The organism is Rugamonas rivuli, assembly GCF_009380165.1.
Taxonomy (GTDB): Bacteria; Pseudomonadota; Gammaproteobacteria; order Burkholderiales; family Burkholderiaceae_D; genus Rugamonas; species Rugamonas rivuli.
Map to the genome: position 1 here is coordinate 536,048 of NZ_WHUF01000003.1, position 12,290 is coordinate 548,337.

Genomic DNA, 12,290 nt, shown 5'->3' on the forward strand with positions numbered 1-12,290 from the left:
CTCATTAACTACAGTAATATTGAAAAACACAATCATCAGAGCGCACAGCGCCGTCGCAATTTTACTCAAGAGGAGAAATGGTATGAAAGCATTATTCGGTGCCGCAGCGTTAAGCTTAAGCATGTTTGCCATGTCATCGACCGTCCTGGCCGCCGACAAGGGCACTCCCGACGAAGCCGTCGCCATGGTTAAAAAAGCGGTTGCCCTGATTAAATCCGATGGCAAGGAAAAAGCCTTTTCGGCGATTTCCGATCCGGCCAATACGACTTTCCATGACCGCGATCTGTATATCTATGTGTACGATTTAAATGGCGTGGCTTTAGCTCACGGCAATAATCCTAAAATGGTTGGAAAACCTTTGATTACCCTCAAGGATAATGAAGGCAAACCAATGATTAAAGAAATGGTTGACCTCGCCAAAGGCAAAGGTAAAGGCTGGGTTGATTTCAAATGGCCGAATCCGGTCACCAAGGCGGTGGAAGCCAAATCCGGCTATATTGAAAAAGTCGACGACATGCTGGTCGGCTCCGGCATCTACAAATAAAACCTGCCGCACGCACACAAAACCGGGACGATGTCCCGGTTTTTTTTTGTCTTCATTCTGTGATCGTGCCAATTATTGACATGTAAACGCCAAAAACGAGCTTACGTCCACGGGGAACTCTTCGGCAGCCTAGTCAGTCTATAAGCGGTGACATTTCAAAAATAACCGCGACCACCCCTAGGAGTCGGATAATGAACAATGAAAACTCGCTCGCCCGCTCGATACGTCTGCTTTGCGCCGGAGGCTTGGCGCTGGGCACGCAAGCCGCCATCAGCCAGGAAACTGCCGAACCGATGCAGAAGGTATTGATCACCGGTTCGCGCATTGCGTCACCGGCGGCGGAATCGCCCTCGCCTTTGCAGATATTAAACTCGATGGATATTGCCGCGTCCGGCGCCACCAATCTGCAGGATTTATTGCAGAAAAACCCCACCATGGGCACGCCGACTATCAGCCGCAGCAATTCCAATTTCCAGACTTCGAGCGCCGGCGTATCGACAGTTAATTTAAGAAACCTCGGCGATTCCCGCACTCTGGTATTAATGAACGGCCGGCGCTTTGTTTCGGGCGTGCCCGGAGATACTGCTGTCGACCTCAACACAATACCCACCGATTTTATCGAGCGGGTTGAGTTATTAACCGGCGGCGCTTCCGCAACCTATGGATCGGATGCCGTGGCGGGCGTGGTGAATATTATTTTGAAGAAAAACTTTAATGGCCTTTTATTCGATGCGCAAACCGGCCGCAGCAACGAAGGCGACGACTTCAAAAAGAAACTGGCGCTGACTTTCGGCACCACCGGCGCCGACGGCGCCAGCAATGTCATGGGCCATTTCGGCTACTCGAAACAGGGCGCGGTGTACTCGCGCGACCGGGCGGCGTCGGCCATTGACCAGACCTCGGCCATCACCAAGGGCCACCCGGAACTGGCCTTCGTCGCCAAACGGCCCAACTTTTCCGGCTACGCGCCGCAAGGCCATTTCTTCGGCGACAGCGAGGATTTCACCTATGACACGAATAACAACATTATCCCGTGGAATCAAAATGGCGCGGCCGGCAGCGGCGCCGGCGCCACCGGTTTCAACCGCTCGGCCTACCGCCTGATCGCCGTGCCGACCGAGCGCTACCTGTTCGCCACCAACGGCAACTGGGCGTTCAACGACCAGCACAGCGCGTTTTTCGAGGGTACCTACGCCTCGTCCAAGGTCGACACCAACATCGAACCCTTCCCCCTGGGCTCGGACCAGGTGTACAAGCCCAGCGGCCAGGTACCGGCCGCCTCCATGGTCAACGGCGTGCTGGTCAAGAATCCGCTGGTGCCGCAGTATTTATATGACCGCATCAGCGACACCGACGGCGACGGCTTGCCGGACTACTTCTTCACCCGCCGTCTGTCCGAATTCGGCCCGCGCCACTCGACCGTGGACCGCGACACCTTCCGCCTGGCCACCGGGCTGAAAGGCACGGTGCGCGACTGGAGCTACGAGGCCTACCTCAGCTACGGCAAGACCAAGGAAGCGCAGAACTCCACCGGCCAGGTCAACGTGATGAGCTTGCGCAACGCGCTGGAAGCCATCCCCGGCGCCGACGGCACGCCGGTGTGCCGCGACACGCACGCGGTGGCCGAGGGCTGCGTCCCCATCAATATCTTCGGCTACAACAGCATCTCGCCGGCGGCGCTCAAGTACGTTACCGCGCCCGGCTCGCTGGAAACCGCGATCACCCAGAAACTGGTGGGCGGCTCCGTCACCGGCGAACTGCCCGGCCTGGCCGCCGGCCGCATCGGCATCGCCGCCGGCTTCGAATGGCGCAGCGAGGAATCCAGCGCCGTGCCCGATCCGCTGACGCAGTCCGGCCTGAACGCCGGCAATGCCCTGCCGCCCACCTTCGGCCACTTCCTGGTGCGCGAGGTGTTTGTCGAAACCCGGGTGCCCTTGCTGAAAGACCTGCCCTATGCCCGCGACCTGAGCTTCCTCGGCACCGTGCGCCATGGCGATTACTCCACCGTCGGCAGCACCAACAGCTGGAACGCCGGCCTCGAATGGGGTGTCACGAGCGACATCAAGCTGCGCGGCACACGCGCGCAATCGACGCGGGCGCCGAATATCAACGAGCTGTTCCAGGCGCCCAGCCAGGATTTCCCGACCGGGCTGGTCGATCCCTGCGAAGGCGTGGCCATCTCCGGCACCAGCGCGCTGGCCGCCAATTGCCGCAATGCGCCGGGAGTTGCGGCCAATATGAACGCACATGGCGGTATTTTCACGTTAAATCAAGCCGACCAGCAGGGTATCAGCGGCTACAACAGCGGCAACCCCAACCTCAAGGCGGAAAAAGGCCGTTCCACGACGATAGGCCTGGTGGTGACGCCGCGCTCGGTGCCGATATTGCGCAAGTTCACCTTCACACTCGACTACTTCACCATCAAGATCGCCGACGCCATCGTCAGTACCGACCGCCAATATGCGCTGGATCAATGCTACAACCAGAACAATCAAACCTTTTGCAGCTTCATCACGCGCCGTCCAGCCGCGGTCGGCAACCTGAGTTCCGGCTCCATCCGCTACAGCAATATCGCCGCCACCAACAGCGGCGGCTTCGGCACCGAGGGCGTCGACCTCACCGCCTCGTGGGCGGAGCAGGTCGGCCCCGGCAAGCTGAGCGCCCGCCTGGCCTGGACCTGGCTGCGCGACTTGTGGCAGAAGGCGACGCCGGAGGCGGAAAAGAACGTCGATGTCGGCGAGATCACGGCAGCCAACACCAACGCCCCGCGCAACCGGGCCGGCCTCAACCTCGCCTACAAATGGGGGCCCATGAGCCTCAACTGGACTGCCACCTACACCGGCCCGGTGTCGCTGGACGACCAGTTCCTGAAAAGCCTGAGCATCCCGCCCGGCACAGTGGGCGTGGGTTCGCGCACCTACAACGATTTCCAGTTCACCTACGACCTGAGGAAATCGCTGCAGCTCTACCTGGGCATGGACAACGTCTTCAACGCCAAGGCGCCGCCCATCATCAGCGGCCTGCCCGGCAACCAGACCGGCACCGAGACCGACACCTCGACCTACGATGCGATCGGGCGGCGCTACTATCTGGGCTTGCGCGTCAGCTTGTAGCGTAAAAGGAACAGCAACATTGTTTTTTTGACCGTATTGCCATTTTATGTTTACAAAAATGCCACTCGCCAAATATATTAGCAGATCGGAAAAAATGTTTTTCCGACAATTTGCAGTACTGATAAAAATTGGAGGAGTTGGCAATGCTCAAAGAAACAACGTTATCCCGTTCCGTACGCATGATCTGCGTCGGCGGACTGGCGCTCGGCTTACAGGCCGCCCACGCGCAAGAAGCTGCCGCAGACAGCATCCAGAAGGTCCAGATCACCGGTTCCCGCATCTCTTCACCGGGTGCGGAATCGCCATCGCCGCTGCAAATCCTGTCGTCGGCCGACATCGCCGCCTCGGGCGCGACCACGCTGCAAGACCTGCTGCAGAAAAATCCGACCATGGGTACGCCTACCCTGAGCCGCACCAACTCGAACTTCGTGACCTCCAGCGCCGGCGTGTCCACCGTCAACCTGCGCAACCTGGGCGATTCGCGCACCCTGGTGCTGGTCAACGGCCGCCGTTTCGTGTCCGGCGTGCCGGGCGACACCGCAGTCGACCTGAACACCATTCCTACCGACTTCATCGAACGCGTCGAACTGCTGACCGGCGGCGCCTCCGCCACCTACGGTTCGGACGCTGTGGCCGGTGTGGTCAACATCATCCTGAAGCGCAACTTCAACGGCCTGCTGTTCGACGCCTCGACCGGCCGCAGCTCGGAAGGCGACGACTTCAAGAAAAAACTGTCGCTGACCTTCGGCACCTCCAGCGCCGACGGCGCCAGCAATGTCATGGGCCACTTCGGCTACTCCAAGCAGGGCGCGGTATTCTCGCGCGACCGCGCCATCTCGGCCAACGACCAGACCTCGAAACTGCCCAAGACCAAGAAGGCCAGCGACGCCTTCATCCCGGTTCCCAACCTGTCGTCGTTCGCGCCGCAGGGCCACTTCACCGGCGACGAAGAGGACTTCACCTACGACCGCGCCGGCAACATCATTCCGTGGAACGTCAACGGCGGCAACGGCCAGGCCGCGACCGGCTTCAACCGTTCGGCCTTCCGCACCATCGCCATCCCGACCGAGCGCTTCCTGTTCGCCACCACCGGCAACTATGCGATCAACGACAAGGTCAGCGCCTTCTTCGAAGGTAACTTCGCCTCGTCCAAGACCCGCACCAATACCGAACCGTTCGGCCTGGGTTCGGACGATATCTACAAAGCCTCGGAGGGCCTGGTGCCGGCCGAGACCATGGTCAACGGCAAGGCGGTGCGCAATCCGCTGGTGCCGCAATACCTGTACGACCGCATCACCGACAAGGATGGCGACGGCCTGCGCGACTACAGCTTCACGCGCCGCATGTCCGAAGTGGGCAGCCGCACCCAGACCGCCGACCGCGACACCTTCCGCCTGGCCACCGGCCTGAAGGGCAGCGTCGGCGACTGGACCTACGATACCTACATCGCCTACGGCAAGACCAAGGAAGCGCAAAACTCGTCGGGCCAGGTCAATGTGCTGAACTTCCGCAATGCGCTGGAAGCCATCCCCGACGTCAACGACGTCAACCGCAACGGCAGCACCACCGACGCCATCTGCGCCGACGCCAACGCCCGCGCCTTCGGTTGCGTGCCGATCAATCTGTTCGGCTACAACACGGTCAGCCCGGAAGCGTTGAAATACGTGATCGCGCCAGGCTCGCTGACCACCTCGATCACGCAGAAACTGGCGGGCGGTTCGATCAGCGGCGAGTACTTCGACCTGCCGGCCGGTAAGATCGGCTGGGCGGCCGGCTTCGAATGGCGCGACGAGCAATCGAGCGCGGTGCCCGATCCGCTGACCCAGGCCGGCCTGAACGCAGGCAACGCGCTGCCGCCGACCGAAGGCGGCTACCACGTGCGCGAGTTTTTCCTCGAAACCCGCGTGCCGCTGCTGAAAGACCAGCCGTTCGCCAAGTCGCTGGCCTTCAACGGCGCCTTCCGCAACGGCCACTACTCGACCGTGGGCAACACCAACAGCTGGAACGCCGGCCTGGAATGGGCGCCGACCTCGGACATCAAGTTCCGCGCGACGCGCGCCACCTCGACCCGCGCGCCGAACATCAACGAACTGTACACCGCGCCTAGCCAGACCTTCCCCGACGTGTCCGACCCGTGCGAAGGCGTGACCGCCACCTCGACCGGCAAATACGATGCCGGCTGCCGCGCCAATCCTTACGTGCGCGCCAACATCGCGGCCAACGGCAAGGTCGTGCTGACCCAGCCCGACCTGCAAGGCGTCAGCGGCTACGACAGCGGCAACCCGGGCCTGAAAGCGGAACAAGGACGTTCGACCACCGTCGGTGTGGTGCTGACCCCGCGCTCGATCCCGATGCTGAGCAAGTTCACCTTCACGGCCGACTACTTCAACATCAAGATCTCGGATGCGATCCTGCTGTCGGACCGCCAGTACACGCTGAACCAGTGTTACACCGGCGATGCGGCCTACTGCAAGTACGTCACGCGCCGCACCGCCACCGTCGGCGATTCCAGCGTCGGCGCGCTGAAGTATGTCGACAGCCTGTACCTGAACTCCGGCGGCAAAGCCACCGAAGGCATCGACATCACGGCATCGTGGTCGGACTACGTCGGCCCTGGCCGCCTGAGCGCGAACATCGCCTACACCTACCTGAAGGACTTCTGGGAGCGTCCGCAGCCGGACGCCGACCGCGACTACAGCGTCGGCGAAGTCGGTTACGCCCGCAACAAGGCCGTCATCAACCTGGCGTACAAATGGAACAAGTTCGGCGCCCACATGACGACGTCGTACACGGGTTCCGGCGCACTGAACGATCAGTTCCTGCTCACCAACAAGCTGCAGCCGGGTTCGGTCAAAGTGGGTTCCAAGACCTACAACGACTTCCAGTTCACCTATGACGTGGCGAAGAAGATCGAGCTCTACCTGGGTATCGACAATGCCTTCAACACCAAGCCGGCACCTATCATCAGCGGCTTGCCTGGCAATACCACTGGCACGGAAACCAATGCCAGCGTGTACGATCCGATCGGCCGCCGCTTCTACCTGGGCGTGCGCGGTACGCTGTAATCGTATGACGTAAGTAAAAAAGCCTCCCGGTTTGACTCGGGAGGCTTTTTTTATTGGTAGCGCAGATTACTTGGCGGTCATCAGTGCAACGGTGGTGTCCAGCATGCGGTTCGAGAAGCCCCACTCATTGTCGTACCACGACGATACCTTGACCAGGCGGCCCGACACTTTGGTCAGGGTCGAATCGAAGTTCGACGACGCCGGGTTGTGGTTGAAGTCGATCGACACCAGCGGTTCGGTCTGGTAGGTCAGCACTTCTTTCAGCGCGCCTTCAGCGGCGGCCTTCATCAGCGCGTTGACTTCGTCCACGGTCGTGTCGCGCTTGGCGATGAACGACAGGTCGACCAGCGACACATTGATGGTCGGCACGCGGATCGCGAAACCGTCCAGCTTGCCGTTCAGCTCAGGCAGCACCAGGCCAACCGCGGCGGCAGCGCCGGTCTTGGTCGGGATCATGCTCATGGTGGCCGAACGGGCGCGGCGCAGGTCTTCGTGCATCACGTCCGACAGCACCTGGTCGTTGGTGTAAGCGTGCACGGTGGTCATCAGGCCGGTTTCCACGCCGATGGCGTCGTTCAGCGGCTTGACCAGCGGGGCCAGGCAGTTGGTGGTGCACGAAGCGTTCGAGATCACGGTGTCGGTGGACTTCAGCACGTGCTGGTTCACGCCGTACACGATGGTGGCGTCAACGTCCTTGCCGCCCGGCGCCGAGATGATGACTTTCTTGGCGCCGCCCTTCAAGTGAGCCGAAGCTTTCTCTTTGGTGGTGAAGAAGCCGGTGCACTCCAGCACCACGTCCACGCCCAGCTCGCCCCATGGGATTTCCGCTGGGTTGCGCTGTGCGAACACGCGAATCACGTCGCCATTCACGATCATATTGTCGCCGTCTACCGTCACGGTGCCTGGGAACTTGCCGTGGGCGGTGTCGTAGCGGGTCAGGTGGGCGTTCGACTTGGCATCGCCCAGGTCGTTGATCGCAACGATCTGGATGTCTTGTTTCTTGCCGCCTTCGTAGAAAGCGCGCAGCACATTGCGGCCGATGCGGCCGTAGCCATTGATTGCAACTTTGATCGTCATACTATGCTCCTGATTAGAAAAATAGGTAATGCAACAAGCAATTATAGATTATGCAATGACAGATTTGACTTTCGCCACGACGTTTTCCACCGTGAAGCCGAAGTGCTTGAACAGCACGCCTGCCGGAGCCGATTCACCGAAGGTATCGATGCCGACCACTGCGCCTTCCAGACCGACGTATTTGTACCAGAAATCGGTTACGCCGGCTTCGATTGCCACGCGCGGCAAGCCTTTGGTCAACACGCTGGCCTTGTAGGCGGCGTCCTGACGGTCAAATACATCGGTCGACGGCATCGACACCACGCGCGCCGCGATGCCTTCCGCGGCCAGCGCGGAAGCGGCGGCCACGGCCAGCTCGACTTCGGAACCGGTGGCGATCAGCGTGACCTTGGCGCCGGCCACTTCGCTCAGCACGTAGCCGCCGCGAGCCACGTCAGCGATCTGCTGGGCGCTGCGCTCCTGGTACGGCAGGTTCTGGCGCGAGAAGATCAGGGTCGAAGGACCATCCTTGCGCTTGACCGCCGCGCCCCATGCCACCATCGATTCGACGGTGTCGCATGGACGCCAGTTGTCCAGGTTGGGGATCAGGCGCATCGACGAGATGTGCTCGACCGACTGGTGGGTCGGGCCGTCTTCGCCCAGGCCGATCGAATCGTGGGTGAACACGAACAGCGAACGCTGCTTCATCAGCGCGGCCATGCGCAGTGCGTTGCGGCTGTAGTCCGAGAAGGTCAGGAAGGTGGCGCCGAACGGGATGTAGCCGCCGTGCAGGGCGACGCCGTTCATGATCGCCGACATGCCGAATTCGCGCACGCCGTAATTGATGTGGTTGCCTGGTTTGCCGGAACGCAGCGCGATGCATTCTTTCCAGTTGGTCAGGTTGGAACCGGTCAGGTCGGCCGAGCCGCCCAGGAATTCCGGCAGCACCGGCGCCAGCGCCTGGATGGCGTTCTGGCTGGCCTTGCGGGTGGCGATGTTTTCTTTCTTGTCGACGCAGGCGGCGATGCCGGCGGCCAGAGCGGCGTCGAAGGCCGCTGGCAGGTCGCCCTTCATGCGGCGGGTCAGTTCGGCGGCTTCGGTCGGGAACTGCGCGCTGTAGGCGGCGAAGGTCGCGGCCCAGTCGGCTTCCAGCTTGGCGCCGGCGGACTTGGCGTCCCATGCGGCGTAGATGTCGGCAGGGATTTCGAACGGTGCGGCGCTCCAGCCGATGTATTCGCGGACGGCGGCGATTTCCTTGTCGCCCAGCGCGGCGCCGTGCACTTTGTCGCCGCCTTGCAGGTTAGGCGAACCCTTGCCGATGATGGTCTTGCAGCAGATCAGGGTCGGCTTGCTGGAGGTCTTGGCGGCGGCGATGGCGGCCGAGACGGCGGCGACATCGTGGCCGTCGACCGCGCGGATCACGTTCCAGCCGTAGGCTTCGAAACGGGCCGGGGTGTCGTCGGTGAACCAGCCTTCGACCTTGCCGTCGATGGAGATGCCGTTGTCGTCGTACAGCGCGATCAGCTTGTTCAGGCCCAGGGTGCCGGCCAGCGCGCACACTTCGTGCGAGATGCCTTCCATCAGGCAACCGTCGCCGACGAAGGCGTAGGTGTAGTGGTTGACGACGTCAAAGCCAGGCTTGTTGAACTCGGCAGCGAGCAGGTACTCGGACAGCGCCATGCCGACCGCGTTGGCGATACCCTGGCCCAGCGGGCCGGTGGTGGTTTCCACGCCCGGGGTGATGTCGACTTCCGGGTGGCCCGGGGTTTTCGAATGCATCTGGCGGAAGGACTTGATGTCGTCCATGCTCACCGCGTAGCCGGACAGGTGCAGCAGCGCGTAGTGCAGCATCGAGCCGTGGCCGTTGGACAGCAGGAAGCGGTCGCGGTTCACCCATTTCGGGTTGGCCGGGTTGTGGCTGTAATGGCCACTCCACAGCGCAACGGCGATTTCGGCCATGCCCATCGGCATGCCTGGGTGGCCGGAATTGGCCTTCTGGACGGCGTCCATTGCCAGCGCGCGGATCGCGTTAGCCATTTGGGTGGTTGGGAGCGTAGAAGTCATCGTAGGTCTATCACGAAAGTATGGAAACTGGGGGCAATGGGATGCTGCCTGTCGGTGCTGCTCACTTGCTGAACCCATTATTTTACCAGACCGAGGCGTCCACCATTTAAAATTGCGGAACTCAAACCGACCGGATTCGCGCATGCCCCGCTTTTATATCGCACAACCTCTGGCCATCGGCCAGCTCGTCAGCCTGCCCGAGGCCGTGGCCCACCACATCCAGGTGCTGCGCCTGGCCCAGGGCGAGCTGGTGACGCTGTTCAACGGCGAAGGCGGCGAATACGGCGCCACGCTGAGCGATATCGGCAAGCGCCACGTCAGCGTCGAGATCAAGACCCACCAGCCGCGCGAGGTCGAGCTGCCATTCGGCATCACGCTGGCCCAGGCCCTGCCCGAGGCCAGCAAGATGGACTGGATCATCGAAAAGGCGATCGAGCTGGGCGTGTCCGGCGTGCAGCCGCTGGCGGCGCAGCGCTGCGTGGTGCGCTTGTCGGCCGAGCGGGCGGAAAAGAAGATGGCGCACTGGCAGGGCATCATCGCCTCGGCCTCCGAGCAGAGCGGCCGCAACCGCCTGGCCCAGCTGGCGCCGCTGCAAGACTACAAGCAGTGGATCACCCAGCAGGACATGCACCGCCGCATCATCCTGACGCCGCGCGCCGAACAGTCGCTGGCCGACTGGGCCCGCCACCAGAGCCCGCAGGCGGTGACGCTGGTGATCGGCCCCGAGGGCGGCCTCAGCGACGCCGAGGAAAACCTGGCGATCCAGCACGGCGCCCTGCCGCTGGCGATGGGCCCGCGCATCCTGCGCACCGAGACCGCCGGCCTGTCGGCCGTGGCCGTGTTGAGCGGGCTGTGGGGCGGCATGTAACATCGTGCGGCGGAATGTAACGCAATGATGCAAAATTCCAACACTTGATCTAGTTTCATGCGACCCTTGCCTCTGGGGGCAAGGTGGGCGGGCTATAATTTTTTGACAGGCAACAAAGTTTCCCTGTTAACTCGCCAACACAGAAATGATCACCTCCCCGCCCTCACCGCATACGGCGCAAGCTGAAATCGCCGCCCTGGAGGCGGCCGCCATCAGGGCAACGCAAGCCGGCCAGGAAGATGACGCCGGCCGCATGTGGGCGCGCATCCTGGAGCTGCAACCGGCCCATGTGCTGGCCCTGAGCTCCCTGGGCAAGCGCGCCTTCCGCTACAACGACGTCGCCACCGCACGCCGCGCCTTCGAACGCCTGGCGCAAGCCGCCCCCGACGATCCGCAAAGCTGGATCAGCCTGGCGCTGGCCTGCCAGCGCCAGCAGGACGAGAAAGCCGAAGAAACCGCCATCCACAACGCACTGGTGGCCGAGCCCTCTAATATAGTGGCGCTGATCCTGCGCGCCAACCTGCTGGAACGGCAAGGCAACACCCACCAGTCGGCCTCGGTATATGGCGCGGTGGCCTCGGTGGCGCCGCCGGCCGACCAGCTCGACCCCGGCATGCGCGACGCCGTCCAGCACGCGATGCAATATGTCGACCAGTACCACGCCGGCTACGGCCGCTTCCTGGACCGCTTCCTTGAGCAGCAATACCGGCAGTACGCCGGCGAAGACTTGCGCCGCTTCCGCGAATCGGTGGACTTGATGGTGCGCCGCAAGCGCCGCTACGAGTCCGAATCGATGATGTACCACTACCCCGGCCTGCTGCCGCAAGCCTTCCTGCCGCGCGAACAATTCCCGTGGCTGGACGCGATCGAAGCCGGCACCGACGCCATCCGCGACGAGTTCCTGCAAGTGCTGCAGGCCGAGGACGGCTTCACGCCCTACCTGACCTACGCCGCCGACGTGCCGCACAACCAGTTTGCCGAGTTGAACAACTCGCCGCGCTGGAGCGCCTTCCACCTGCTCAAGGATGGCGTGCCGGTGCCGGCCAACGCCGCGCAGTGCCCGCGCACCATGGCGCTGCTGGGCGGCGCCCCGCAGCCCGACCAGCCCGGCCGCACGCCGACCGCGATGTTCTCGCTGCTCAAGCCCAAGACCCGCATCCCCGCCCACGTCGGCGTCAGCAACGCCCGCCTGGTGACGCACCTGCCTCTGATCGTGCCGCCCGGCTGCGGCTTCCGCGTCGGCAACGAGACGCGCGAGTGGGTGCCGGGCCAAGCCTGGGTCTTCGACGACACCATCGAGCACGAAGCCTGGAACGACAGCGAGCAGCTGCGCGTGGTCTTGATCTTCGACATCTGGCATCCGCAGCTGTCGCAGGCCGAGCGCGCGATGATCACCGCGCTGACCGACGGCATCAACAGCTTCCGCGGCCAGCAGGGCGGCTTCGACCTCTGACGGCCGCGCGCTCCGCCACGACGGCGCCTGCGGGCGCCGTTTTTTTTCGCCTGGCGCCAGGCAAAGCACGCGGCCATAAAAAAACGGCACCCGAAGGTGCCGTTTTTTGGTGAACGCTAGCGACTAA

General features: G+C 62.5%; 7 protein-coding genes. 5 read left to right on the plus strand and 2 right to left on the minus strand.

The genetic code is table 11. The features are described 5' to 3' along the window. The first annotated feature begins 82 nt into the window (after nt 1-82). From GEV01_RS12795 to GEV01_RS12805, 3 genes are all read left to right on the plus strand, one after another. Nucleotides 83-544, plus strand: coding sequence for a cache domain-containing protein (locus tag GEV01_RS12795; protein ID WP_152804804.1), 462 nt, complete (start codon nt 83-85; stop codon nt 542-544). A 293-nt stretch (nt 545-837) separates the two neighbouring features. Then, nucleotides 838-3,657 (plus strand): TonB-dependent receptor domain-containing protein, encoded by a 2,820-nt coding sequence (locus tag GEV01_RS12800; protein ID WP_235914375.1) that lies wholly within the window; start codon nt 838-840, stop codon nt 3,655-3,657. 143 nt (nt 3,658-3,800) lie between these two features. Continuing rightward, nucleotides 3,801-6,722, plus strand: coding sequence for a TonB-dependent receptor domain-containing protein (locus tag GEV01_RS12805; protein WP_152804808.1), 2,922 nt, complete (start codon nt 3,801-3,803; stop codon nt 6,720-6,722). A 66-nt stretch (nt 6,723-6,788) separates the two neighbouring features. Here GEV01_RS12805 and gap read toward each other — a convergent pair whose 3' ends face one another. Both gap and tkt read right to left on the minus strand, forming a co-directional pair. Further along, nucleotides 6,789-7,799: a type I glyceraldehyde-3-phosphate dehydrogenase gene (gene gap / locus GEV01_RS12810; RefSeq protein WP_008445703.1), complete on the minus strand. Its 1,011-nt coding sequence runs from the start codon at nt 7,797-7,799 to the stop codon at nt 6,789-6,791. Nucleotides 7,800-7,847: 48 nt separating this feature from the next. Next, the gene (gene tkt, locus GEV01_RS12815; RefSeq protein WP_152804810.1) at nt 7,848-9,842 is read right to left on the minus strand and encodes a transketolase; all 1,995 of its coding nucleotides are present in this window, start codon (nt 9,840-9,842) and stop codon (nt 7,848-7,850) included. Nucleotides 9,843-9,984: 142 nt separating this feature from the next. Here tkt and GEV01_RS12820 point away from each other — a divergent pair, with 142 nt between their 5' ends. Both GEV01_RS12820 and GEV01_RS12825 read left to right on the plus strand, forming a co-directional pair. Next, nucleotides 9,985-10,710, plus strand: a complete 726-nt coding sequence (locus GEV01_RS12820; RefSeq protein WP_152804812.1) for a 16S rRNA (uracil(1498)-N(3))-methyltransferase — start codon at nt 9,985-9,987, stop codon at nt 10,708-10,710. 145 nt (nt 10,711-10,855) lie between these two features. Further along, entirely contained in the window at nt 10,856-12,163 is a 1,308-nt protein-coding gene (locus GEV01_RS12825; protein ID WP_152804814.1) for an aspartyl/asparaginyl beta-hydroxylase domain-containing protein, read from the plus strand. Nucleotides 12,164-12,290: the final 127 nt, after the last annotated feature.